Origin of the sequence: Aminobacter sp. DSM 101952, from assembly GCF_001424795.1 — a bacterium.
In the GTDB taxonomy this organism is placed as follows: domain Bacteria; phylum Pseudomonadota; class Alphaproteobacteria; order Rhizobiales; family Rhizobiaceae; genus Aminobacter; species Aminobacter aganoensis.
Window position 1 is genome coordinate 139,213 of record NZ_LMCL01000033.1, and the last position, 23,414, is coordinate 162,626.

Annotated in this window: 24 protein-coding genes; 15 read left to right on the forward strand and 9 right to left on the reverse strand. The window is 64.2% G+C overall.

Annotated features, from left to right (window positions below):
- Positions 1 to 98 precede the first annotated feature (98 nt).
- Positions 99 to 908, forward strand: a complete 810-nt coding sequence (locus ASC75_RS22460) for a tetratricopeptide repeat protein (RefSeq protein WP_055980733.1) — start codon at positions 99 to 101, stop codon at positions 906 to 908.
- A gap of 74 nt (positions 909 to 982) precedes the next feature.
- Here the strand turns inward: ASC75_RS22460 and ASC75_RS22465 are convergent, their stop codons facing one another.
- The 9 genes from ASC75_RS22465 to ASC75_RS22505 form a co-directional block, all read right to left on the reverse strand.
- A complete protein-coding gene (locus tag ASC75_RS22465; protein WP_055980740.1) occupies positions 983 to 1,999 on the reverse strand; it encodes a type II secretion system F family protein in 1,017 nt (338 codons plus the stop codon).
- A gap of 7 nt (positions 2,000 to 2,006) precedes the next feature.
- Positions 2,007 to 3,020: a type II secretion system F family protein gene (locus ASC75_RS22470; protein WP_055980743.1), complete on the reverse strand. Its 1,014-nt coding sequence runs from the start codon at positions 3,018 to 3,020 to the stop codon at positions 2,007 to 2,009.
- Between the two features lie 43 nt (positions 3,021 to 3,063).
- Positions 3,064 to 4,569 carry a CpaF family protein gene (locus ASC75_RS22475; protein WP_055980745.1) on the reverse strand — a complete coding sequence of 502 codons (1,506 nt, stop codon included), beginning with the start codon at positions 4,567 to 4,569 and terminating at the stop codon, positions 3,064 to 3,066.
- A gap of 29 nt (positions 4,570 to 4,598) precedes the next feature.
- A complete protein-coding gene (locus ASC75_RS22480) occupies positions 4,599 to 5,882 on the reverse strand; it encodes a CpaE family protein (protein WP_055980748.1) in 1,284 nt (427 codons plus the stop codon).
- Between the two features lie 26 nt (positions 5,883 to 5,908).
- The gene (locus ASC75_RS22485; RefSeq protein ID WP_055980751.1) at positions 5,909 to 6,640 is read right to left on the reverse strand and encodes a CpaD family pilus assembly lipoprotein; all 732 of its coding nucleotides are present in this window, start codon (positions 6,638 to 6,640) and stop codon (positions 5,909 to 5,911) included.
- Positions 6,641 to 6,654: 14 nt separating this feature from the next.
- Positions 6,655 to 8,169 (reverse strand): type II and III secretion system protein family protein, encoded by a 1,515-nt coding sequence (locus ASC75_RS22490; RefSeq protein ID WP_055980754.1) that lies wholly within the window; start codon positions 8,167 to 8,169, stop codon positions 6,655 to 6,657.
- Positions 8,166 to 8,981, reverse strand: coding sequence for a Flp pilus assembly protein CpaB (gene cpaB / locus ASC75_RS22495; RefSeq protein ID WP_055980757.1), 816 nt, complete (start codon positions 8,979 to 8,981; stop codon positions 8,166 to 8,168). The genes ASC75_RS22490 and cpaB overlap by 4 nt, the downstream gene beginning before the upstream one ends.
- Before the next feature lie 126 nt (positions 8,982 to 9,107).
- The gene (locus tag ASC75_RS22500) at positions 9,108 to 9,629 is read right to left on the reverse strand and encodes a prepilin peptidase (protein ID WP_055980760.1); all 522 of its coding nucleotides are present in this window, start codon (positions 9,627 to 9,629) and stop codon (positions 9,108 to 9,110) included.
- A gap of 157 nt (positions 9,630 to 9,786) precedes the next feature.
- On the reverse strand, positions 9,787 to 9,963 hold the full coding sequence (locus ASC75_RS22505) for a Flp family type IVb pilin (protein ID WP_055980763.1): 177 nt from the start codon (positions 9,961 to 9,963) through the stop codon (positions 9,787 to 9,789).
- Between the two features lie 401 nt (positions 9,964 to 10,364).
- On the opposite strand from ASC75_RS22505, the gene ASC75_RS22510 reads away from it, so the two are divergent.
- From ASC75_RS22510 to ASC75_RS22575, 14 genes are all read left to right on the forward strand, one after another.
- On the forward strand, positions 10,365 to 10,739 hold the full coding sequence (locus ASC75_RS22510; protein WP_156381361.1) for a pilus assembly protein N-terminal domain-containing protein: 375 nt from the start codon (positions 10,365 to 10,367) through the stop codon (positions 10,737 to 10,739).
- A gap of 132 nt (positions 10,740 to 10,871) precedes the next feature.
- Positions 10,872 to 11,444, forward strand: a complete 573-nt coding sequence (locus ASC75_RS22515; protein WP_055980769.1) for a TadE/TadG family type IV pilus assembly protein — start codon at positions 10,872 to 10,874, stop codon at positions 11,442 to 11,444.
- A 113-nt stretch (positions 11,445 to 11,557) separates the two neighbouring features.
- Positions 11,558 to 12,124 carry a TadE/TadG family type IV pilus assembly protein gene (locus ASC75_RS22520; RefSeq protein WP_244487914.1) on the forward strand — a complete coding sequence of 189 codons (567 nt, stop codon included), beginning with the start codon at positions 11,558 to 11,560 and terminating at the stop codon, positions 12,122 to 12,124.
- A 116-nt stretch (positions 12,125 to 12,240) separates the two neighbouring features.
- On the forward strand, positions 12,241 to 13,479 hold the full coding sequence (locus ASC75_RS22525) for a phosphopentomutase (protein WP_055980775.1): 1,239 nt from the start codon (positions 12,241 to 12,243) through the stop codon (positions 13,477 to 13,479).
- Positions 13,472 to 14,362, forward strand: coding sequence for a bifunctional DNA-formamidopyrimidine glycosylase/DNA-(apurinic or apyrimidinic site) lyase (gene mutM / locus ASC75_RS22530; protein ID WP_055980778.1), 891 nt, complete (start codon positions 13,472 to 13,474; stop codon positions 14,360 to 14,362). The genes ASC75_RS22525 and mutM overlap by 8 nt, the downstream gene beginning before the upstream one ends.
- 45 nt (positions 14,363 to 14,407) lie before the next feature.
- Positions 14,408 to 15,181 (forward strand): enoyl-CoA hydratase, encoded by a 774-nt coding sequence (locus tag ASC75_RS22535; RefSeq protein WP_055980781.1) that lies wholly within the window; start codon positions 14,408 to 14,410, stop codon positions 15,179 to 15,181.
- A 133-nt stretch (positions 15,182 to 15,314) separates the two neighbouring features.
- Positions 15,315 to 15,581 carry a 30S ribosomal protein S20 gene (rpsT, locus tag ASC75_RS22540; protein WP_055980783.1) on the forward strand — a complete coding sequence of 89 codons (267 nt, stop codon included), beginning with the start codon at positions 15,315 to 15,317 and terminating at the stop codon, positions 15,579 to 15,581.
- An 830-nt stretch (positions 15,582 to 16,411) separates the two neighbouring features.
- Complete coding sequence (gene dnaA / locus ASC75_RS22545; protein ID WP_055980786.1) at positions 16,412 to 17,944, forward strand: chromosomal replication initiator protein DnaA; 1,533 nt, start codon at positions 16,412 to 16,414, stop codon at positions 17,942 to 17,944.
- Between the two features lie 202 nt (positions 17,945 to 18,146).
- Entirely contained in the window at positions 18,147 to 19,265 is a 1,119-nt protein-coding gene (dnaN, locus tag ASC75_RS22550) for a DNA polymerase III subunit beta (protein WP_055980788.1), read from the forward strand.
- A 13-nt stretch (positions 19,266 to 19,278) separates the two neighbouring features.
- Positions 19,279 to 20,454, forward strand: coding sequence for a DNA replication/repair protein RecF (gene recF, locus ASC75_RS22555; protein WP_082496714.1), 1,176 nt, complete (start codon positions 19,279 to 19,281; stop codon positions 20,452 to 20,454).
- Positions 20,455 to 20,485: 31 nt separating this feature from the next.
- Positions 20,486 to 21,244: a molybdopterin-synthase adenylyltransferase MoeB gene (locus ASC75_RS22560; protein ID WP_055980793.1), complete on the forward strand. Its 759-nt coding sequence runs from the start codon at positions 20,486 to 20,488 to the stop codon at positions 21,242 to 21,244.
- Positions 21,245 to 21,246: 2 nt separating this feature from the next.
- On the forward strand, positions 21,247 to 21,726 hold the full coding sequence (locus ASC75_RS22565; RefSeq protein WP_055980796.1) for a GNAT family N-acetyltransferase: 480 nt from the start codon (positions 21,247 to 21,249) through the stop codon (positions 21,724 to 21,726).
- Positions 21,723 to 22,976, forward strand: coding sequence for an aconitase X catalytic domain-containing protein (locus tag ASC75_RS22570; protein WP_082496715.1), 1,254 nt, complete (start codon positions 21,723 to 21,725; stop codon positions 22,974 to 22,976). The genes ASC75_RS22565 and ASC75_RS22570 overlap by 4 nt, the downstream gene beginning before the upstream one ends.
- Complete coding sequence (locus ASC75_RS22575; RefSeq protein WP_055980799.1) at positions 22,973 to 23,389, forward strand: DUF126 domain-containing protein; 417 nt, start codon at positions 22,973 to 22,975, stop codon at positions 23,387 to 23,389. Before ASC75_RS22570 ends, ASC75_RS22575 begins: the two co-directional genes overlap by 4 nt.
- The last annotated feature ends 25 nt before the right edge of the window (positions 23,390 to 23,414 follow it).

A 23,414-nucleotide genomic window follows, 5' to 3' on the forward strand; every position in this document is an offset into this window, starting at 1 on the left:
GGGCACTCTTAACCATCCGTTAGGGTTAACAGATTATTTCTCCAAAGCGGGGAAATGGCCGCGAAACGGCCACGCGGACGAATGGAGACCTGCCTCCGATGTTGACCAATCGCTCGATGAACGCAACGGGAAAAAGCCTTGCCAGAGCGGCTTTCGTGGCGCTGCTGATGGCCGGCGTCGCCGGTTGCGGCACCAGCAAGATGACCACCGGTTCGATCGGTCGCGGCAAATCGGTCGACACCATGTCGACCGGCGCGATCGCCGGCTCCACCGACCAGATCGGACGCACCTATGCCAGCGATCCGAACAACAAGCCGGTGGCGATGCAGTATGCCTCGGCGCTGCAGATGAAGGGTCAGACGGACCAGTCGCTGGCGGTGATGCGCAAGCTCGCGATCGGCTACCCCAAGGACCGGGACGTGCTCGCCGCTTACGGCAAGGCGCTGGCCGCCTCGGGCGAGTTGCAGCCGGCGCTCGACGCCGTGCGCCGCGCCCAGACCCCGGAATATCCCGACTGGAAGCTGGTCTCGGCCGAAGCCGCGATCCTCGACCAGCTCGGCCAGACACAGGACGCGCGCAGCCTCTATCGCAAGGCGCTCGACCTCAAGCCGAACGAACCGACCGTGCTTTCCAATCTCGGCATGTCCTACGTGCTCGAAGGCGACCTGAAGTCGGCTGAGACCTATCTGCGCTCGGCTGCTTCGCAGCAGGGCGCCGACAGCCGCGTGCGCCAGAACCTTGCGCTCGCCGTCGGCCTCCAGGGGCGGTTCGGCGAAGCCGAGCAGATCGCGAAACAGGAGCTTTCGCCCGAGCAGGCGCAGGCCAATGTCACCTATCTCCGCAACATGCTTGCCCAGCAGAACGCCTGGAACCAGATCAAGGCCGAGGACAAGCCGACCACCAACTGACCGCATGGCGCGGACACGAAAAAGGCCGCGTCGTCCGACGCGGCCTTTTTCGTTTTGTCCGGGCTAACCGGAGCCTATTCGCTGCTCGACTGCTGCTTGTCGCCAAAGAGGCCACGTTCGCTGATCTGGATGCCGGCAGGGCCGAGGATGATGGCAAACAGCACCGGCAGGAAGAACAGGATCATCGGCACCGTCAGCTTGGGCGGAAGTGCGGCGGCCTTCTTCTCGGCGGCATTCATGCGCATGTCGCGGCTTTCGGCCGCCAGCACGCGCAGGGCGTGCGCGACAGGGGTGCCGTAGCGCTCTGCCTGGATCAGGGCCTGGGTCACCGACTTGACGGAATCGAGGCCCGTGCGGGCGGCAAGGTTCTCATAAGCCTGGCGACGCTCGGTCAGGTAGGACAGCTCGGCGTTGGTGAGCACGAACTCTTCGGCGAGGTCGACGGATTGCGACCCGATCTCATCGGCGACCTTGCGTAGCGCCGCTTCCACCGACATGCCCGATTCGACGCAGATCAGCATCAGGTCGAGCGCGTCCGGCCATGCCTGCTGGATCGACTGCTTGCGCTTGGTGGCGCGGTTGGAAACATAGAGCACCGGCAGGTAGAAGCCGACATAGGCCGCCACGATGCAGATGAAAATCTTGACGAAGACCGGCTTTTCCGCGGCTCCGCCCATTACGAAGACATAGACGGCGGCCAGCACCAAGCCGACGAAGGGCAGCACCAGGCGAAAGAACAGGAAGCGGGTCAACGGATTCTGGCCGCGGAAGCCGGCAACCTTCAGCTTGTTGAGCGTGCCTTCGTCGACGAGCGCGCGGCGCAGGTCGAGGCGCTCGACAATGTTGCGCATACCGGCATGCTGCTGCTCGCGTAGCGCGCCGCGGCGGCGATCGCTTTCGGCGGCCAGACGGACACGCTGCTTGGCACGCAACTCGTCACGTTCCAGCGCAACAGCCTTCATGCGCGCCTTCAGCGGATTGCCGATCAGCGACGGCATGGCCGTGAAGACCGTGGCGAAGACGGCGATGCCGACCAGCAGGGCGATGAGGAAGGACGGGTCGGTGAGCGACTTGACGACTTGATCGGTCATTTGTGCACTAGACCTCGAAATTCATCATCTTGCGCATGACGAAGATGCCGATCGACATCCAGATGCCGGAGATGCCCAGGATCAGATTGCCGGTGTTCGTGGTGAACAGCGGCATGATGTAGTTCGGGCTCGAGAGGTAGACGAGGAAGGCGACGATGATCGGCAGGGCGCCGATGATGGCCGCCGAGGCCTTGGCTTCCATCGACAGCGCCTGAACCTTGGCTTTCATCTTCTTGCGGTCACGCAGCACGCGCGACAGGTTGCCCAGCGCCTCGGACAGGTTGCCGCCGGCCTGGCTCTGGATCTGGATGACGATGCCGAAGAACCCGGCTTCGGGACACGGCATGGTCTCGGTCATGCGCAGGGCCGCGTCGGGGATGGCGATGCCAAGTTGCTGGGCCTCGACGATGCGGCGAAACTCGCCCCGTACCGGCTCCGGCGATTCCGACGCGATCAAGCGAATGCCGTCGTTGAGCGGCAGGCCAGATTTCACCGCGCGCACGATGATGTCGAGCGCATTGGGAAACTCTTCGAGGAACTGCTTGACCCGGCGGCTGCGCCGGAAGGCGACAAACCAGCGTGGCAGCCCGACCGTGCCGGCGAGAAGCGCACCGGGCAGCAGGATCAGCGGGGCGCCGGCCATGTAGACGAGAAGGGTCGTCACGATGCCGCAAACCACGGAATAGACGTAGAAGCGCTCGATCGTCACCAGCATGCCGGCCTGCTTGATCTGAACCTTCAGCGGCGGCTTCTTGATGTTGCGGTCCTTGGCCTTCTGCTTGTCGTCCAGTTCCTTGAGCGTGTCCTGGACAGACTTCCGGCGCTTGGCGACTTCGGCAGTCCGATCGCGCGAAGCCTTGACCAGCGAGCGGTCCATTTCGGTCTGCCGCACGGTCGAAAGGCGGCGCTCGGTGTTGCTCTCGCTTTCCATGCGCTTGAACAGGAAAGCGTAGGCCACCAGGCCGGCGCTCAGACCGGCAAGGACGACAAAGACCAGCATTGAGGCATCAAGCCCGAACATGGCGCCCTAATTCCTCCCTGCTCGCATCGTTGTCGGCGTCATCTCAGTCAGCACTCTTTTCCATGCTCTCGAGAGCATTGGCCAACCGGACATCCTCCCCGAAGTAGCGTGCCCGGTCCCAGAAATGCGGCCGGCCAATGCCTGTAGAAACGTGCTGGCCAAGAAGCCTGCCGTTCTGGTCCTCGCCCTTGATGTTGTAGAGTACCAGGTCCTGGGTGATGATGACGTCGCCTTCCATGCCGATCACCTCGGTGATGTGGGTGATGCGGCGCGAGCCATCGCGCAGGCGGGCGGCCTGGATGATGACGTCGACTGAACCGACGATGATCTCGCGCACCGTCTTCTGCGGCAGCGAATAGCCGCCCATGGCGATCATGGACTCGATACGGTTGAGGCACTCGCGCGGGCTGTTGGAGTGGATGGTGCCCATCGAGCCGTCGTGGCCGGTGTTCATCGCCTGCAACAGGTCGAACACCTCCGGTCCGCGCACTTCGCCGACGATGATCCGCTCAGGGCGCATGCGCAGGCAGTTCTTGACGAGGTCGCGCATGGTGACCTCGCCCTCGCCTTCCAGGTTGGCGGGGCGGGTTTCGAGGCGGACCACATGCGGCTGCTGCAGCTGCAGTTCCGCCGAGTCCTCGCAGGTGATGATGCGCTCGTCGCGGTCGATATAGTTGGTCAGGCAGTTGAGCAGGGTCGTCTTGCCCGAACCGGTACCGCCTGAAATGACGATGTTGCAGCGGACGCGGCCGATGATCTTCAGCACGTCGGCGCCATGCTGGGAAATGGCGCCGAACTTGACGAGCTGGTCGAGGGTCAGCTTGTCCTTCTTGAACTTTCGAATGGTGAGCGCAGTGCCGTCGATCGACAGCGGCGGCGCGATGACGTTGACGCGGGAGCCGTCGGGCAGGCGCGCATCGCAGATCGGCGAGGATTCATCGACGCGGCGACCGACCTGGCTGACGATACGCTGGCAGATGTTGAGCAGTTGCTGGTTGTCGCGGAAGCGGATGCCGGTCTGCTCGACCTTGCCGTTGACTTCGATGTAGACGTTCCTGGCGCCATTCACCATGATGTCGGCGATGTCGTCGCGTGCGAGCAAGGGCTCCAGCGGACCGTAGCCGAGAACGTCGTTGCAGATATCCTCGAGCAGCTCTTCCTGCTCGGCGATCGACATCGCAAAGTTCTTGATCGCGATGATGTCGTTGACGATATCGCGAATTTCCTCACGCGCGCTGTCGGGATCGAGCTTGGCCAGCTGCGACAGGTCGATTGTATCGATCAGCGCCGAAAAGACCTGGCTCTTGGTATCGTAGTAGCTTTCGCTGCGTTCGCGCTGCGGCTTGCGCGGTTCGGCGGCGAATGGCGCCGTCGGCTGGACCGTGCGCCGCTGCGTCGCGGCCGGTTCCGCGGGCGCGGCAGCCGGCGCAGGTGGGCGCGGCGCAACCAGCGTGTCACCGGTGTTTGCGACCGGCGCCTGTATCGGTGCGTTCGGGCGGAATCCCGGCGTTGAGCGGTTGCCGTCGTCGCTGCCTCTTCTGCCAAACATGGTCGACTATCGCCTCCGCCGCGCGGGTATCACTTCTTGCGTGCCTTGAGCTTGGCCAGGATTCCACCAAGACCCGACTGCTTCTTGGCCTTGGCTTCCGACCTTCCGGTCAGCACGTGCGCAATCTCGTTCATCGTCTGGACGATCGGGTTCTTGGCATCCATCTCGCCCAGCATGCGGCCATTGTTTGCGGCATTGCCGAACAGCAGCGCGTCGAAGGGAATGACGGACATCGGGGTGATGCCGAGCGGTTCGGCGAAATCGCTTGCGGCGATTTCCGGACGCTTGGGCAGGCCTGCCTGGTTGAGGATCAGCCTCGGCGGCGGATCGTTGGGCCGCAGCCGCTTGAGCATGTCGACCAGGTTCTTGGTGTTGCGCAGATTGGCGAGCTCGGGCGTCGCAGTGATGACCACTTCGTCGGCACGGGCAAGCGTGTTCTTGCTCCATCCGCTCCAGATGTGGGGGACGTCGAGCACCAGCAGCGGCGTGCTGCGCTGGGCCGTGTCGATGATCTGAGAAAATGCCTCGGCGTCGAAATCATAGACGCGCTCGAGCGTCGAGGGCGCGGCCAACAGGGACAGGTGTTCGGCACATTGCGCCAACAGACGGTCCAGATAGACCTCGTCGACGCGCTCGGGCGCAAACACGGCTTCGGCAATACCTTGGGCAGGGTCCTGGTCGAAGTTGATGTTGGCGGTACCGAAAGCCAGGTCGAGGTCGGCAACGACCACTTCCGACTTGAACAGGTTCGACATGCTCCAGGCGACGTTGTGGGCGATGGTCGAGGAGCCGACGCCACCCTTGGCGCCGACGAAGGCAATCGAGCGCCCCATCGGCTCCGCCTCGGGATCGACGAAGATCGAGGAGATCACGCTGACGATGTCGGCGGTCGACACAGGCGCCACGACGTATTCGGAGATGCCCGAGCGGATCAATTCGCGGTAGAGCGCAATATCATTGTAGTGCCCGATGACCACGACCTTGGAGCTCGGGTCGCAATATTCCGACAGCGCGTGCAACGATTCGAGGAGAGTCTTCGGTTCGCCGCGCGATTCGAGGATGATCAGGTTGGGCGTCGGCGCGCCGCGATAGACTTCGACGGCAGTCTCGACCCCGCCCATATGGACCTGGAGATGGGCCTTGGCCATGCGCCGGTCGGCGCCCGCCCGTTCGATCGGGCCGGCGACGCTGTCGCTCTCGCAGAAGGCCTGGATGGAGATGCGCGGCACGGGCCGCAGCGCCTGCATCAATGCCATGTCCTGATGCGGCTGCTCCGCGTTCTCAGGCTGGGAATCGTAGGCGAGATTGCTCATTGTCTCGTTCTTCCCATAGCTCGCGATCAATAGTTCACTTCGGAGTTCTTATTGAACTCCGTGGTAATGCCGCGCTTGCGGTAGAGATCGATCACTTCGCCGCGATTTTCGGCGTCGATCTCCGTCTGCTTGCGCGGTCCAAGCAAGTCGGCGGGGTTGGCAACCTGTGCGGCGAGGTTGTTCTGATAGGAACAGCCGAAATTTGCGTAATGCTTGTTCTCGGTCGTGTTGAGCACGTCTTCGGGCCAGCGGCCGCAACGGTCGGTCTGCGCCCGCATGGCGGTGTAGGTCACGCGCACCGGCGACGCGGCATCGGCATAGGCCGCCTGGTAGCGGGCGATGTCGATGCGGTTCGACGGAACGCCATTCCTGGTAGCCACGCGCGCCAGAGCCCGTGCGGCCTCGTTCGCCGCGACGTCGTTCGAAGCCCCCGCGGGGACCATGATCGTCAGCGCCGGCTTGGAGCGGCTGTCGTAATCGCTGAGGAAGCCGACGAATGTCGCCTCCTGGCCCTTGGAGATGCCGCGGTCACTGTTGCCGACGGCGATGTCGAGGGTCTGGTTCTTCTCGGCAATGACGATCGGGTGATTGGTGCGGTAATCATCCGGGATCGAGCCGACGGTGACGCTGTCGCGGTTGGTCGCGCAACCGGCGACAAGGGCGACGGCGGCGGCCGCCAGAAGCGGACGGAAGAGGCGCGACGTTTCCAGCCGGGTCCGGCTGGTCGTGCACGTGGCGTGGTGTATTGCCTGAGACATGCCCCTATCCCCGCTCATTTGTAGATGAAGCCGACGACGCCGTGATAGCGGCCCATGGGCTTGTCGGTTTTCATTGTGCCGTAGACGCGATTGACGCGGCCGAGGAACATGCCGGCGCCGTCGCTGGCGGCGTTGAAATTGTCGTCTGGCTTGGCGAGTTCGTTACGCGCCACCGGACGGGCAAGATACGGCGTGACGATGATCACGAGTTCGGACTCGTTGCGGACGAAATCGCGGCTGCGGAACAGGGTGCCAAGCACCGGGATCTTGGACAGCCCGGGCAATCCGTTGACCGCCTGACGCACGTCGTCGCGGACGAGGCCGGCAATCATCATGGATCCGCCGGAAGGCAGCTCCACCGTGGTGTCGGCCAGGCGCTTGCGGATCGATAGCGCCGTCATGCCGGGCGAATTGAACGTTGCCCCGCGGGATCCGCCTCCCGAGAGCGAGACCGACGCTTCGGTGGTCGGCTCGGAGACCTGGGTCCTGATCTTAAGACTTATGCGCCCGGGGGACAGCACCACCGGCTGGAATTCGAGGCCGATGCCGTATTCGATCTTTTCGATTTCGTACGTCCGGCCGCCGGAGCTGTTTCCTTCCTGGTTGGTGACCAGGTTGAACTCGCCGCCGACCTTGAACGTCGCCTTCTCGCCCGAGACAGCGGTGAGGGTCGGCTCGGCAAGCGTCTTCATCACGCCGGCCTGCTCCATGGCATTGACATACGCATCGAGAAGCGAGGTGCCGATGGACACCTGCGAGGCGCCGAGCGGCTTGCCAAGACCTGGGATGCTGTCGCTGATGGCACCCCAGCTGATGCCGTTGGCATCGCCCGAGCCAATCATGTTGACGCCGAGCTGCTTCATAACCGTGCGGCTGACCTCGGCGACGGTGACCTTGAGCATCACCTGGTCGTCGCCGACGATCTGGAGCAGGTTGACGATCTTGCTCTTCTGTCGCGTCGAGTCTGGATTGTCGATGTCGACGCCGCCATTTTCCGAGCCGCCGCTGGCGGTCTGCGAATATTGCCCGGTCGTCGCCTCACCGCCGGTGACGAAGATGGTCGCCAGATCGACGGCCCGCTTGGCATCGAGCGGCGTGTCGACGGTGCCCGTCAGCACGACGTTGTCGTTGATCAGTTCGACCTTGATCTGCGAATTCGGGATGAAGCGCTTGATGTAGTCCTCAAGTCCCGCAACGTCGCGCTCGATGGCGAGATCGAGGCTGGCGATCTGTTCGCCATTGGGCCCGAAGACGAAGATATTGGTCTGGCCGACCGACTTGCCGAACAGATAGATGCGGCGCGCCGTGCGTGTCACGGCATCGGCGACCGCCGGATTGGCGACCAGGATGTCGTAGGCGTCGGACGGCAGGTCGATGACCACCGACTTGTTAAGACCGAGCTTGACGCGCTGGCTGGAATTTTCCGCGCCGACCCTCGCCTTGGCGGCAAGGACGGGCGATTGCCAGACCACAACGGAGCTCAGCGCCAACGTTGCAGCAGTGACAAGAAGTCTGGCGGAGGACCTCATTTCCTTGCTCCCGATTCGGAAATCTCACCTGACTTGATGAGGCGCACCGTGCCGCGCTTGCCACTGCCCGAGACCAGGTAGTCGGCCTCGGCGAGGTTCCTTTCCTGGGCGTCGGCGACCGAGCGCAGTGCAAGGGTGAGGCGGTCCGCCATCTGCTGGGCGACGGTGATGATCTCGGCCTGCTGGGCGGTGAGTTCCAGCGTCGCGGTTTCGCCGACCTTGACCTTCTTGCCTTCCTCATCCTCCTGGATGGTCTGGTCGATGGCCAGCACCCGGATGTTCTTGAGGATGGTCTCGGTGATGAAACCGCTTCCCGACTTCGCGGCATCGCTGCGGCGGGTCATGATCACGTCGACGTAGTCATTCGGCAGAATGAAGCCGCCGGCGGATGTGTCGGCGGAGATCGCGGTCGCGACGGCACGACTGCCTGCCGGCAGGACCGCCGACATGAAGCTCTGGCCTTCGCCGATCAGCTTCGACTTGCGTAGCGGCTCGCCGCCATACATGGCGAGGCGGGCGACCGAATTCTTGAATTTTTCCAGCGCCTCGGGTTCGGCGCTGCGGGTGATGAAATTGGGATTGACCGCATCGCTCGGCCAAGGCTGCCAGCTGATGTTGCCTTCCACGACGCCGCCCATCGGCACGTCGCCGGTGAGCACCAGCACGTCGGTAAGCGCGAGCTGCGGCTGTTGCGGGCCGGATTCGACGATGACCTCCGGCGGAGGCGGAGCAGACATGTTCTTGGCGACAAAACCAGCGCCACCCGCGGCGGCGACCGCTACGCCCAGTATCATCAGTCGCGATGCAGCCATTGTCCGAACCTCGCCCCGGCAAACCCATCAAGCCAAGTCGGACTTTGCATAGACAATCGTCAAATTATGGTTAACGCGATCCTTATATACATGATTAACGATCCCTTACGCCCGCAGGCGAGGCGATCATTGGGCCGCCAGCCGCTCCAGCGCCCAAACCATTAGGGGCGAACTCGGATAAGTGAGCAGGCCGCCTGCACCCAGTGCAATGCCATAGGGCACGCCGCCAGCATCCTTGGAAAAATTCCTGAGGAACATGTTCTGGCTGGTGATGTGTGCGAGTGCGGAACTGCGGAAGGCCAGGATCGCGAGCGTCAGCATTCCGCCGAACACAGCAGAAACGAGAAGATATTGCATCAGCGGCATGCCGAGACCCATCCAGACGGCGGACGCCGCGATGAGCTTGGCGTCGCCGCCGCCCATGCCGCCAAGCGCGAACATCGCGAAGGTGACGGTGAGCAGCAATGCGCCGGCAGCCAGATGCATGCCGATGTCGACCCAGGCCATCCCAGTCAGCGGCGCAACGACTAGGAAGACACCCAGCAGCAGCAACGGCACGCGGTTGGCGATGGTCATCGACATGGTGTCGGAGACAGCCGAGTAGACCATGCAGAACGGAAAAACGACAAAGATCAGCGCTTCGAGCATCGTCAAACATCCGCATTCACTGTGTTGAACCAGCCTAGCTCGCGGGCATTAAGCCTGGATGAAGACGATTCAAATATTTGTTCCTACCGCCCGACGAGAAAAGGCTGCCCGAAGACAGCCTTTTCGATCGCATTGCCGGCAAGTAATGCAGTAGTCGTTAGTTGCCAGCGTTCGAGATCTCGGTCGAGATGGTCGTGAACTTCGAGTTGAGTGCGCTGCCGACCATGCCGGCGCCGGCAATGATGGCAACTGCGATGAGGGCGGCGATCAGACCGTATTCGATGGCGGTCGCGCCGGATTCGTCCTTCACAAAACGTGCGATGAGATTGGACATTGGAGAGCTCCTTACTCCGTTTGTTACAGCACTTCCGTCAACATTTCTTTGTCGTCGATCGGATGACTGCAACCTAGCGGGGAGCTCTTTCAAACGGCTTAAGAAACAGCCTTACCGAAACCTTTAGCCGGCCATTGGCGCCGCGTGGTTAACCGCAGGCTAAACGACGCAGGAGGTTTGTCGGCGCCTTGAAGCCGTGACCTACAGACGTTTCCAGTCTCCTCGCTTCATCATGGAGAGGAGCATTTCGCGTATCGGTTGCCGGCTGGCAGGCTGCTTAACTGTTGGTTCACCAAAAGCGTTCATCTTCCATTGATCAGTCGATACTGCCAGCGATCGAGGGGCGAGCGATGACGAGGCCGAAAGCTTTCTTTCCGGGAGCATGCGCAATTGCATTGGCGATGGCTGCCGCCCTGCCCGCCCAAGCGGGTTCCGGTATCGAAGTGACGATGAACCAGGCCAAGATCGTGCGGCTCGCCCGCCCGGCCGATACAATCGTGGTCGGCAACTCGTCGATCGCCGACGCCTCGGTCCAGGACGCCTCAACCCTGGTGCTGACCGGCAAGGGTTTTGGCGTGACCAACCTCGTGGTGCTCGATGCCAATGGCACGCCCATCGTCGACGAACAGGTGACAGTCATCCGTCACGACGCCTCTTCCGTCCGGATCTACCGCCGCTCCGAGATACAGACGCTCTCTTGCACACCTTATTGCGAGAGCTCCTACAAGAGCGACGCCGAGCGGATGTCCGAAAGCGAAATGAACGCTTCCCAGTAAGACGCCGGGATTGGCGACCCGGCCAAGGGTTAGCGCTCGGTAAAGATATTCCCTGCTATTTTCCCCGTCATCAAAACGGGACCTCAACGGCTTTGCACTATTGTCCGTCCGAAATGAGAAGGCGGTCGGGACATGAGCGACACGGCTACTGCAGTGCATGACGAGACGAAGGCGCGCCGGCGAGGATTGTTCGCCGGTTTCCTGCGTGACCGCAGCGGCAGCACGGCGATCGAGTTCGTCATGCTGGTAATCCCGTTCTCGCTGCTGGTTTTTGCCATCCTCGAGAGCTGCCTCTCATTCGCCGGCCAGCAAGTGCTGGCGAATGCAGCCGACGACGTCGCCCGCCAGTTGCGCACGGGACAGGTCAGGGCCGCAGAAGTCTCGAAAACCTCGCTGGAGAAGATGATCTGCGACCGGCTCGAGGTCTTCGTCGCCAAGGGTTGCCCCAATCTGATCGTCGACCTGAGGAGCTTTCCGACCTTCGAGAAGGCAGCCGAGGTGAAGCTGAAGTTCGTCAACAAGGAAATCGACACGTCGGGATTTGCCGTCACGCCGGGACCTGCCATGACCAAGAACATGCTGCGCGTCTTCTACAAATGGCCCGTCGTCACCGACTTCATGAAGGCTTCGATGTCGAACCTGGAGGGCGGCTACACGCTGCAGTTTGCATCCGTGGTCTGGCAGAACGAGCCGTTCAACGATTGATAGAAACCGACGGCCAGGATTGGGCCGGCACGAGTGTGAAAAGACTTGGGATGTCGGCGTGGCCGGGGGCACTATCGATGCTTAAGAAGTTGCGATCATGCGCATATGCCTTGATGTCGGACCGGCGCGGCATCGCTGCGGTCGAATTCGCCTTCGTCGTCCCTCTCCTGCTGTCGCTGTATTTCGTGACAATGGAGGTCTCCCAGGCGATCGAGACGAACAAGAAGGTCAGCCGAGCCGGCTCGATGGTCGCCGATCTCATCACCCAGCAGCAAACGATCAAGGCTGCCGAAGTGGACGCGGTGATGAAGATCGCCGAGTCGATCCTGCAACCCTACAATCGCAGCACCGGAAAGATCTTCATCACGGCAATCCAGGTCACCGACGAGGCGTCGCCCAGGGTGCTGGTCGTGTGGTCGCGCAAATACATCAAGGGCTCGGCGACGCCGGACCTCGCCAAGGACACGGTGACGACAGTGCCTGACGCCCTCAGGACCAAGGGGGCTTTCCTGATCCGGGTCGTCAGCGAACTCGACTACAAGCCGATGATCACCTGGGCCGCCGAAGACAAGCCCGTGCTCGGCCTCGCAGCCGCCATCGATCCCGTCACCATGGACGAAGTCTACTATCTGCGGCCGCGCATGAGCCAGGCGATCCCCTGTGACGACTGCCAGACCTGAACCCTGGAACTGCTGCAGGATTTGCATGCGTCAGTTGCCATCTGCGGGATAATTGCCAACGTCTGCGACTGACCCTATGTCTGTGCGGCAAGCTGGCAACCGAGAGCCCCTCATAGATGGCGCGTGCATTCCTGTTCGTCCTGGATTCCTTCGGCATCGGCGGCGCTGCAGATGCCGCGCAATTCGGCGATGTCGGGTCCGATACCTTCGGCCACATAGCGGCGGCCTGCGCCGAGGGCCGAGGCGACCGCGACGGACTGCGCTCCGGCCCGCTCCACCTGCCGAACATGACGGCCCTCGGGCTTGGCCGCGCCGCAAGGCTGGCAACCGGCCTGGAGTTCGAAACCGGGGCCAGACTGCGTGACGGCGCCTTCCACGGTACGGCACAGGAAATCTCCAGCGGCAAGGACACGCCGTCCGGCCATTGGGAAATCGCCGGCGTTCCCGTCACCTTCGACTGGGGCTATTTTCCGCAGACAGTTCCCGCCTTCCCGGCGTCGCTGACCGAGGCGATCATCCGCGACGGCAAGGTTTCAGGCATTCTCGGCGACTGCCACGCCTCGGGCATCGAGATCATCGAGCGGTTCGGCGAAGAGCACGTCCTGACCGGCAAGCCGATCTGCTACACCTCGGTCGACTCGGTCCTGCAGATCGCCGCGCATGAAGAGCACTTCGGGCTCGAGCGGCTCTATGACCTGTGCAAGACCGTCCGTCGGCTCGTCGACCCGCTGAACATCGGCCGCGTCATCGCCCGCCCCTTCGTCGGCGAAAGCAAGGAAACGTTCGAGCGCACGCCGAACCGCAAGGACTATGCCACGCCGCCGCCCGAGGCGACGCTGCTCGACAGGCTCACCGAGCGCGGCAGCAAGGTCATCGCCATCGGCAAGATCGGCGACATCTTCGCCCATCGCGGCATCTCCGAGGTGCGCAAGGGCGTCGGCAACATGGCGATGCTCGACAAGGCGCTGGGCGCCATGGACGACGCCGGCGACGGCGACCTGGTCTTCGCCAACTTCGTCGACTTCGACACCGAATTCGGCCATCGCCGCGACGTGGCTGGCTATGCCGCGGCGCTCGAGGCCTTCGACAGGCGCATTCCCGAGGCCCTTTCGCGGCTGAAGCCGGGCGACCTGCTGATCCTGACCGCCGACCATGGCAACGACCCGACCTGGCGCGGCACCGACCACACGCGCGAGCGCATTCCGGTGATCGGCATCGCGCCCGGCCTTCCGGGCGGCGACACCGGGCTGCGGCCGACATTCGCCGACATCGGCGAAACGGTGGCCCAACATCTCGGCCTGCCACGCGGGCGCCACGGCACCTCCTTCCTCGAAACGATCGCCACCCATGCCTGAATTGCCCGAAGTCGAAACCGTCCGGCGCGGATTGCAGCCGGTGCTCGAAGGCGCGCGCATCGAACGCGTCGAAACGCGCCGGCCGAACCTGCGCTACCCCTTCCCCGACCGCTTCGGCGAGCGCCTTGCCGGCAAGAGGATCACCGCGCTCGGCCGCCGCGCCAAGTATCTGCTCGCCGATGTCGAGGATGCGCCGCTGCTGATCTGCCATCTCGGCATGTCCGGCTCGTTCCGTATCGAAACCGACGAGGACGCGACGGCGCCGGGCCAGTTCCATCACGAACGATCGAAGTCGGAAGCGCACGATCACGTCGTCTTCCACGTCGCAGACCAAAAAGGCGCCCCGGCCCGCGTCGTCTTCAACGATCCCCGGCGTTTCGGCTTCATGCTGTTTGCCGAGCGCAACGGCACCGAGCATCCGATGCTGTCCGGCCTCGGCGTCGAGCCGACCGGCAACACGCTCGACGGCACGTTGCTGGGCGGCCTGTTCGAAGGCAAGAAGACGCCGCTCAAGGCTGCGCTGCTCGACCAGCGCCTGATTGCCGGTCTTGGCAACATCTATGTCTCCGAGGCGCTCTGGCGCGCCGGCCTGTCGCCGCTGCGCGCGGCCGGCACCATCGCCGGCAAGGGCAAGGTGGCGCGCGAACGTGCCGCGCTGCTCGCCACCTCCGTGCGCGAGGTGATTGCCGATGCGATCGCGGCGGGCGGCTCCTCGCTGCGGGACTATGTCCACACCGACGGCTCGCTGGGATACTTCCAGCACTCGTTCTCGGTCTATGACCGCGAGGGGGAACCCTGCCCGCACACCGGCTGTGCCGGCCATGTCGAGCGGATAGTGCAGAGCGGGCGGTCAACCTTCTATTGCCGCCAGTGCCAGCGCTAAGCTAGACCAAGTCTCAATGCTGCTGCGAGACAGGGAGAGCGCAAGATGGCCTATGAGACGATCATCGTGGAAACGCGAGGCAAGGTCGGGCTGATCACGCTCAACCGTCCGAAGGCGCTCAATGCGCTGAACACGCAGGTGCTTGGCGAATTGCTCGCCGCCACCGCTGCCTTCGAGGCCGACCATGGCATCGGCGCCATCGTCATCACCGGTTCGGAAAAGGCGTTCGCCGCCGGTGCCGACATCAAGGAGATGCAGGCCAAGACCTATGTCGAGGCCTATCTCGAGGATTTCTTTTCCGGCTGGGAAGCCTTCACCCGCAACCGCAAGCCGATGATCGCGGCCGTCGCGGGCTACGCCCTGGGCGGCGGCTGCGAACTCGCCATGATGTGCGACTTCATCATCGCCGCCGACAGCGCCAAATTCGGCCAGCCCGAGATCACGCTCGGCGTCATCCCCGGCATGGGCGGCTCGCAGCGACTCACCCGTTTCGTCGGAAAGGCCAAGGCCATGGACATGTGCCTGACCGGCCGGATGATGGATGCGGCCGAAGCCGAGCGCTCGGGTCTGGCGTCGCGCGTGGTGCCGGCAGCCGACCTCATGGAAGAGGCGATGAAGGCAGCGGCCAAGATCGCCGATTTCTCGTTGCCGGCGGTCATGATGTGCAAGGAAGCCGTCAATCGCTCCTATGAGGTGACGCTTTCGGAAGGATTGCGCTTCGAGCGCCGCCTGTTCCATTCGATGTTCTCGCTCGAAGATCAGAAGGAAGGCATGGCGGCCTTTGCAGAGAAGAGAACCGCGAATTTCCGCAACCGCTGACCGGAATCGCGTTGACGTTGGGAGTAAGCTGAACTATAAGCCGCACCAACCGAGGCGCCCCTAGGGACGCCCGAATGATTTTTGCGCTTTGCGGGAAGCTGCTCGCGCCCACCATAGATCAAAGAGAGGCACCATGGCCAATACCTCCTCGGCCAAGAAGGCTACCCGCAAGATTGCCGCCCGTACCGCGGTCAACAAGAATCGCCGCTCGCGCGTCCGGACCTACATCCGCCAGGTCGAAGAGGCGCTGGCCTCGGGCGACAAGGCAAAGGCAGAAGCCGCCTTCAACGCCGCCCAGCCGGAATTGATGCGCGCCGCCAGCAAGGGCGTGGTCCACAAGAACACCGCCTCGCGCAAGGTTTCGCGTCTGGCCCAGCGGCTCAAGGCGCTTTCCGCCTAAGCCCTGCAAGCAATTGGATTTCTGATCAACCCGGCCTCATCAGCCGGGTTTTTCTTTTGTCCGAAAATGGCCGAAAAAGCAGCCCGCAACGACCTCGTGAGCATACCCTGGGGCACCAAGATCTTTGCCGGCATATGCGGCTATTCTTATAAGTACAACTGCAGCAAGCGGCCTCTGCCGCAGACTCACCCTGGCAGAAATTCCCCTGTAAATTCATAAGCTTGTGCGCGGTCATCCACAGGTTGTTCACGTCGCCCACGGGGCTTGGGGGACAAGTTGGTGTCAAGCGGATTCTTTTATAATTTTTTCCAGCAGGGCCCGGTTTTTTTCGATCCCCGGAAAAGGGTTTGAATCACAAAGGCTTTGGCCGTCCGAGGGGGACAAACGGGCTTTGAATCCGGACGGGCGCTAAGCAGATTCATTAAAAACGCGTTAGACTCGGCCTTGCCCTGTCCACAGCGATTTTTGTAAGGTCTTTTCATCGAAGGGACGGGCACCAAGCCCTCTGCCAAGCCACAAAATCGGCGGCGTTCTCGGCGTGGATGGAATCCGCGATCGGGGGAGGCGTGCTCACTTCGAGATATACTTGGGGCGTGTGGGGATACACGGCATGGTGACTTTGCAATGCACCGGCGATTTCGCCGGGTGGCTACGCATTTGCCTGGTGCTGCTGCCCCCGCAGCACCGGCCTTCCGAAAGCGCCTGACAGCGCCGATGAAGGCAACACGGGGCCTCGCCGGAAACGGCAGCATCCCGAATGAACATACCGGTGGAGATGCGAGCGGCGCATCCCCATACGGCAACGAGGACCGAAGGTTAGGGATTGCGACATGCAAAGCGGCATCGAAAGGGAAGCAAATGCGGGCTTTCTTTTTACCGGCGAACTGATCGAGGGGAACGAAGTGGCAGCAACCAGCGCCGCAGAGAAGAATTTTGACCGGGTCAAGACGCAGCTCCAGGTTCGCCTGGGCAGCGAAGTATTCTCGAGCTGGTTCGGCCGCATGAAGCTTGCGGAAACCTCGAAGGGCGTCGTGCGCCTTTCGGTGCCGACGGCATTCCTGCGTTCCTGGATCAACAGCCACTATCTGGACCTGATTTCCGAGCTGTGGCGGCAGGAAGAACCCGAACTGCTGAAGCTCGAAATCATCATCCGCACGGCCACACGCCAGGTACGTCCCGGGGTGGAGACCGAAGCCACGGCACTGCGCAAGCCGGTGCGCCAGGCTCAGACGGCCCTGGCCACCAGCACGGTGGCAGCCGGACGCACCGAGCGCCCCGCCCCTGCCCGCAACGGCACGGCGGACGCGGAGTTCAAGCAGAGCGTTCTCGGCTCGCCGCTCGATCCGCGCTACACGTTCCAGTCCTTCGTCGAAGGCCCCTCCAATCGCGTGGCGCTGGCAGCGGCGCGCGCGGTGGCGGAATCGAACTCGCGCTTCAACCCGCTGTTCCTTCATGCCACGGTCGGCCTCGGCAAGACGCACCTGCTCCAGGCAATCGCCGCCGAGTCGCTGCGCCAGAACCCGAAGTCGCGCGTCGTCTACCTGACGGCCGAATACTTCATGTGGCGTTTTGCGACCGCGATCCGCGACAACAACGCGCTGACGCTCAAGGAGCAGCTGCGCGACATCGACCTTCTGATCATCGACGACATGCAGTTCCTGCAGGGCAAGTCGATCCAGCACGAGTTCTGCCACCTCATCAACATGCTGCTCGACTCGGCCAAGCAGGTCGTGGTCGCCGCCGACCGTCCGCCGGCGGAGCTGGAATCGCTCGAGCCGCGCGTGCGTTCGCGCCTCAATGGCGGCGTGGCGCTCGAAATGTCGGCGCCTGACTTCGGCATGCGCCTTGGCATGCTCAAGCTGCGCTTTGCCGGCGCCAAGAACGAGGACCCGAACCTCGCCATCGACGAGGAAATTCTCGCCCATGTCGCCCGCACCGTCACCGGCAGCGGCCGCGAGCTGGAAGGCGCGTTCAACCAGCTGATCTTCCGCCAGTCGTTCGAACCGCAGCTGTCGATCGAGCGGATCGACGAGATCCTCGGCCATATCTACCGCTCGGGCGAGCCCAAGCGCGTGCGCATCGAAGACATCCAGCGCATCGTCGCGCGCCACTACAACGTGTCGAAGACGGAGCTCCTGTCGAACCGCCGCACCCGCACCATCGTCAAGCCGCGTCAGATCGCCATGTATCTGTCGAAGGTCATGACGCCGCGCTCGCTGCCCGAGATCGGCCGGCGTTTCGGCGGCCGCGACCACACCACGGTGCTGCACGCCGTGCGCAAGATCGAGGACCTTTCCGGCGGCGACAACACGCTGGCGCAGGAACTCGAACTGCTGCGCAGGCTGATCAACGACCAGGCCTGACGGCCGGATGGCGGCGGCGACCGATCGACGCCCGCCACTTATCCCCAGAACGCCCGCGCAACCGCCCTGGAATGGCTGCGCGGGCTTGCCTTTCCGCACTTTTTACTGTCAGACTCGGCACCATTCCGATCGTGTTGCGGGCTTTCCCGGGCGCATTCGAGCCCGTGAGCCCGCACCTTCAAATAAGCGAGCCTGTTTCGTCATGCGTGTTATCCTGGAACGCTCCAACCTGTTGAAGTCGCTGAACCACGTGCATCGCGTGGTGGAACGGCGAAACACGATCCCGATTCTCTCCAACGTGCTGCTGCAGGCCGATGGCGCGAGCATCGAGCTCAAGGCAACCGACCTCGACCTCGAGGTTTCGGAAGCTACGCCGGCAAATGTCGAGCAGGGCGGCGCGACCACCGTTCCCGCCCACCTGCTCTACGACATCGTGCGCAAGCTGCCCGACGGCGCCGAAGTGATGTTGAGGACCGACGACGACGGCAACGCCATGTCGGTGGTGTCGGGCCGTTCGAGCTTCCGGCTGCAGTGCCTGCCGCAGTCCGACTTCCCCGAGCTTTCGGCCGGCACCTTCTCGCATATCTTCCGGCTCGACGCCCAGGCGCTCAAGGGCCTGATCGACAAGACGCAGTTTGCCATCTCCACCGAGGAGACGCGCTACTACCTCAACGGCATCTACCTGCACACGCATGAAAGCGGCGGCAAGCTGATGCTGCGCGCGGTCGCCACCGACGGCCACCGCCTGGCCCGCGCCGAGGTCGAGGCCCCGGCCGGCTCGGAAGGCATGCCGGGCATCATCATTCCGCGCAAGACGGTCAGCGAGCTGCAGAAGCTGATCGACACGCCCGACGTGGCGGTGACGACCGAGCTTTCCGACACCAAGATCCGCCTGACCATCGGCGGCGTGATTCTGACCTCGAAGCTGATCGACGGCACCTTCCCCGACTACCAGCGCGTCATTCCGAGCGGCAACGACAAGAAGCTGGTCATCGACCGCCAGAGCTTTGCCGCGGCCGTCGACCGCGTCTCGACGATCTCGTCCGAGCGCGGCCGCGCCGTGAAGCTGTCGATCGCCGACGGGCTGGTGACGCTTGCCGTCAACAACCCCGATTCGGGCAGCGCCACCGAAGAGCTCGCCGCCGACTATTCGGCCGACCCGATCGAGATCGGCTTCAACGCCAAGTACCTGCTCGACGTCGCCGCCCAGCTCTCGGGCAGCGAGGCGCGTTTCATGCTGGCCGATGCCGGCTCCCCCACGCTCATCCACGACACAGCCGACGAGAACGCTCTCTACGTGCTGATGCCGATGCGCGTGTAGCGCGCCCACGTCCGTGCAAGGCCAGGAACCGGGGGGCGAACGAAAACGCACCCCCTCGACGCATATCCGTAAGCTCATGCTTACGGATTTCCGCAATTACACCTCGCTAGCGCTCGACCTCAGGCCCGGCCCCGTTGTGTTCACTGGCGACAACGGCGCCGGCAAGACCAACCTGCTCGAAGCGATCTCGTTTCTGACGCCGGGACGCGGCTTGCGCCGCGCGCCCTACCCCGACGTGGCGCGCGAAGGCAGTGCCGGCGGCTTTGCCGTGCATGCAGGCATCGAAGGGCCGTTCGGCGACGTCGAGATCGGCACGGGCACCGCGCCGGAAGCCGCAGGCGAGGCTGGCCGGCGCGTGCGCATCAACGGCGCCAATGCCAGATCGGCCGACGACATGCTCGAATGGCTGCGCGTGGTCTGGCTGACGCCATCGATGGACGCGCTGTTCACCGGGCCGACCGGCGACCGCAGACGCTTCCTCGACCGGCTGGTGCTGGCGATCGACCCCGCCCACGGCCAGCGCGCGCTCGACTACGAAAAGGCGATGCGCGGCCGCAACCGGCTGCTGGCCGAAGACCGCCGCGACAACGCCTGGTTCGATGCGATCGAGATCCAGATGGCCGAGACCGGGGCCGCGATCGCCGCCGCCCGCGTCGAGATGGTGCGCCTGCTCACCGCCATGATCGGCCGCATGCCCGAGACCGGCCCCTTCCCGCAGGCGGAGCTGGCACTTTCCGGAACGCTGGAGCAAAGCATCGGCAACATGCCGGCAGTGGAACTGGAGGAGCGCTTCCGCCAGGCTCTCGCCAGCGGCCGCGAGCGCGACCGGGCGGCGGGGCGCACTCTGGAAGGTCCGCACCGCTCCGACCTCGTCGTGCGCCATCGGCCCAAGTCGATGCCGGCCGAACTGTGCTCGACCGGCGAGCAAAAGGCTTTGCTGGTCGGCATCGTCATTTCGCATGCGCGACTGACCGGCGAAATGGCAGGTGCTGCCCCCATCCTGCTGCTCGACGAGATCGCCGCCCATCTCGATGCCGGACGGCGCGCCGCACTGTTTGAAATCCTCGAGGACCTCAACTGCCAGGCCTTCATGACCGGCACCGAGCCGGCGCTGTTTTCCAGCCTCGCCGGCCGGGCGCAGTTCCTGACAGTCGACCACGGCAGCGTTCGCGTGACGGAAGGCGACTGACAAGCAGTACGCTCGGCGATATGGTTGCGGCATGAACCAGTCCGCCCCGCTTTCGCCCGAAGAACTCGAACGCTACGCCCGCCACATCGTGCTGCCGGAGATCGGCGGCCCGGGCCAGCAGAAGCTGAAGCGTGCCCGCGTGCTGGTGATCGGCGCCGGCGGACTCGGCGCGCCGGTGCTCGAATATCTCGCCGCCGCCGGCGTCGGCACGCTCGGCATCGTCGACGACGACCATGTCTCGCTGTCCAACCTGCAGCGCCAGGTGATCCACGACACACAATCGGTCGGCGCCTCCAAGGCCGAAAGCGCCAAGGCGGCGATCCTGCGCATCAACCCGCATGTGACGGTCGAACTGCACGAGATGCGGCTGACGCCCGACAATGCCGCCGGGCTGATCGCCGGCTACGACATGGTGATCGACGGCTCCGACAATTTCGAGACACGTTATGCCGTCGCCGATGCCGCTGCCGAAGTGAAACGGCCGCTCGTACACGCTGCGGTCGGGCGATTCGACGGCTCGATCACCGTGCTGAAGCCGTTCGAAAGTAATGCCGAAGGGCGCAAGAACCCGTCCTACCGCGACCTGTTCCCCGAGCCGCCGCCGGCCGGGCTGGTGCCCTCCTGCGCTGTGGCCGGCGTGCTCGGCGCTCTGACGGGGGTCATCGGCACGCTGCAGGCTATGGAGGCGCTCAAGCTGATCACCGGCATCGGCGAGCCGCTGGTCGGCCGTCTGCTGCTCTACGATGCGCTCGGCGCCCGGTTCGACACGGTGCGCTACAAGGCGCCCTGACGATGGCCGAGCTGACCGTCACCCGCCTGCCCGAGGGCTTTTCGGCCTGGGACGAGCTTTTCGAGCTGATCATGCGCTCCTTCGCCTACATGGACGGCGTCATCGACCCGCCGTCCTCGGCGCATCGGCTGACGCCGGCCAGTCTGCGCGACAAGGCCAGGGTTGAAACCTGCTTCGTCGCCACGCTGGACGGACGGCTCGCCGGCTGCATCTTCGCCGCCGAGCGCACCGACGCCTTCTATGTCGGCAAGCTGGCCGTCGACGACGGTGCGCGCGGCACGGGCATCGGCCGGGCGCTGATGCAGGCGGCCGAACGCCACGCCATCGCGCAAGCCAAGCCCACGCTCGAACTGCAGACCCGGATCGAGCTCGAGGCCAATCACGCCACCTTCGAGCGGATGGGGTTCGTCGAAGTCAAGCGTACCGCGCATGACGGCTACGACCGGGCGACCTCGATCACCTACCGGAAGGCGCTCGCTTGAGCCTCGAACTCACCGCCGACGAGCGACGGATCGCCGGCGGCGCGGACGGGGCCGCGATGGCGATGCGCATCGTCGCCGAAAGTGCCGCCCTGCTCGGCGCGCCCAGGCTGATCCCGGTTGCATCCGCCCATATCGACGGTGCGCTCTATCACGGCGATTCGGGCACGCTGTTCGCCGAGAGGCTGGTCGATGGCGGGGCACGGGTGGCGGTGCGCGCGACGCTAAATGTCGGCGCGCTCGACCTCATGGGCTGCTCGCGCGTCAGGCTCGAAGAACCGCAACGTTCGATGGCGCGGCGGATGATGGACGCCTACCGCAAGCTCGGCTGCGAGCAGAGCTGGACCTGCGCGCCCTATCAGGCCGGGCATCGCCCGGCATTCGGCAGCGACGTCGCCTGGGGCGAATCGAATGCCGTGGTGTTCTGCAATTCGGTGCTCGGCGCGCGCACCAACCGCTACGGCGACTTCCTCGACATCGCCTGCGCCATATCCGGCCGGGCGCCCAACTATGGCCTACACCGGCCCGAGAACAGACGGGCCACCCTGGTGTTCGACGTTTCCGCCCTGCCCCCGGCCTTCATGGCGTCCGAGATCGCCTGGCCGGTGCTCGGCAGCCTGTATGGCCGCGAGGTCGGCGGCGCCATCGGCGTGGTCTCGGGCGTCGCGCGCGATCCCGGCGAAGACGCGCTCAAGGCGTTCGGCGCGGCAGCCGCATCGTCCGGCGCCGTCGGCCTGTTTCATATCGCTGGCGTGACACCCGAGGCGCCCGATGCCGAGACGGCGCTGGGCGGCATCGCGCCCGACGCCACGATTCGCGTCACGCCGGACATGGTGTCCGCGGCGCAGGCGCGATTGTCGACCGCGCAAGGTGCGGACCGCATCGACGCCGTTGCCATCGGCAGCCCGCACCTGTCGCTTGCCGAGTTCGACGCGCTCGAGCGGCTGATGGCCGACCGCAAGCTGGCCGTACCGATCCACGCCTGCACCGGCCGGCATGTGCTGGCCGCGCTCGACCGCGACGGCAGGCGCAAGGTGCTGGAAGCCCTGGGCGTGGTGATCGTCGCGGACACCTGCGTGGTGGTGACGCCGATCCTGCCCGACCGGTCGGGTGGCGTGCTGATGACCAATTCGGGAAAATTCGCCCATTATGCGCCCGGCAACACCGGCTATGCCGTGCTCTATGGCTCGCTCGCCGATTGCGTCGAAAGCGCCGTCGCCGGCAAGCCGCTGTTTGCGGGGACCGGGCGATGAGTTCGGTGCGGGCCGAAATCCTGGTTCCCGGCCAGGCTGGCGAAGGCCCGGCATTGATCCTGTCGGCGCCGATCAGCTTCTGGGGCGGGGTCGATCCGAAATCCGGCCGCATCGCCGACGTGCGCCACCCCGAATGTGGCCAAGGCATTGCCGGCACGATGCTGTTCCTGCCCGGCACCATCGGCTCGTCTTCGGCGTCGGCGGTGCTGATGGAACTGGTCCACGCCGGCCATGCGCCGGCGGCGCTGGTGCTGCACGAGCCCGACGCCATCCTGCTGCTCGGGCTGATCGTGGCGCGCGAGATGGGCTGGCAGACCCCGGTGGCGGTGAGACTGCCGCGCGATGCTTTCGGCAGCTTTAGAGGCAAGTCGGTGAGGGTTGGCGCGGACGGCGAGGTCAGCTTTTCCGGCTAGCTCGACGCTGCCCCTAACCCTGACC

Coding starts and splice junctions, on each gene's coding strand:
- dnaA (WP_055980786.1), top strand. CDS start 16,412: ATGCAAAGCGGCATCGAAAGGGAAGCAAATGCGGGCTTTCTTTTTACC.
- rpsT (WP_055980783.1), top strand. CDS start 15,315: ATGGCCAATACCTCCTCGGCCAAGAAGGCTACCCGCAAGATTGCCGCC.
- ASC75_RS22560 (WP_055980793.1), top strand. CDS start 20,486: ATGAACCAGTCCGCCCCGCTTTCGCCCGAAGAACTCGAACGCTACGCC.
- ASC75_RS22475 (WP_055980745.1), bottom strand. CDS start 4,569: ATGTTTGGCAGAAGAGGCAGCGACGACGGCAACCGCTCAACGCCGGGA.
- ASC75_RS22460 (WP_055980733.1), top strand. CDS start 99: ATGTTGACCAATCGCTCGATGAACGCAACGGGAAAAAGCCTTGCCAGA.
- ASC75_RS22465 (WP_055980740.1), bottom strand. CDS start 1,999: ATGACCGATCAAGTCGTCAAGTCGCTCACCGACCCGTCCTTCCTCATC.
- ASC75_RS22500 (WP_055980760.1), bottom strand. CDS start 9,629: ATGCTCGAAGCGCTGATCTTTGTCGTTTTTCCGTTCTGCATGGTCTAC.
- dnaN (WP_055980788.1), top strand. CDS start 18,147: ATGCGTGTTATCCTGGAACGCTCCAACCTGTTGAAGTCGCTGAACCAC.
- mutM (WP_055980778.1), top strand. CDS start 13,472: ATGCCTGAATTGCCCGAAGTCGAAACCGTCCGGCGCGGATTGCAGCCG.
- ASC75_RS22505 (WP_055980763.1), bottom strand. CDS start 9,963: ATGTCCAATCTCATCGCACGTTTTGTGAAGGACGAATCCGGCGCGACC.
- ASC75_RS22485 (WP_055980751.1), bottom strand. CDS start 6,640: ATGTCTCAGGCAATACACCACGCCACGTGCACGACCAGCCGGACCCGG.
- ASC75_RS22525 (WP_055980775.1), top strand. CDS start 12,241: ATGGCGCGTGCATTCCTGTTCGTCCTGGATTCCTTCGGCATCGGCGGC.
- ASC75_RS22470 (WP_055980743.1), bottom strand. CDS start 3,020: ATGTTCGGGCTTGATGCCTCAATGCTGGTCTTTGTCGTCCTTGCCGGT.
- ASC75_RS22490 (WP_055980754.1), bottom strand. CDS start 8,169: ATGAGGTCCTCCGCCAGACTTCTTGTCACTGCTGCAACGTTGGCGCTG.
- ASC75_RS22515 (WP_055980769.1), top strand. CDS start 10,872: ATGAGCGACACGGCTACTGCAGTGCATGACGAGACGAAGGCGCGCCGG.
- ASC75_RS22535 (WP_055980781.1), top strand. CDS start 14,408: ATGGCCTATGAGACGATCATCGTGGAAACGCGAGGCAAGGTCGGGCTG.
- ASC75_RS22480 (WP_055980748.1), bottom strand. CDS start 5,882: ATGAGCAATCTCGCCTACGATTCCCAGCCTGAGAACGCGGAGCAGCCG.
- ASC75_RS22575 (WP_055980799.1), top strand. CDS start 22,973: ATGAGTTCGGTGCGGGCCGAAATCCTGGTTCCCGGCCAGGCTGGCGAA.
- ASC75_RS22510 (WP_156381361.1), top strand. CDS start 10,365: ATGGCTGCCGCCCTGCCCGCCCAAGCGGGTTCCGGTATCGAAGTGACG.
- ASC75_RS22565 (WP_055980796.1), top strand. CDS start 21,247: ATGGCCGAGCTGACCGTCACCCGCCTGCCCGAGGGCTTTTCGGCCTGG.
- ASC75_RS22520 (WP_244487914.1), top strand. CDS start 11,558: ATGTCGGACCGGCGCGGCATCGCTGCGGTCGAATTCGCCTTCGTCGTC.
- cpaB (WP_055980757.1), bottom strand. CDS start 8,981: ATGGCTGCATCGCGACTGATGATACTGGGCGTAGCGGTCGCCGCCGCG.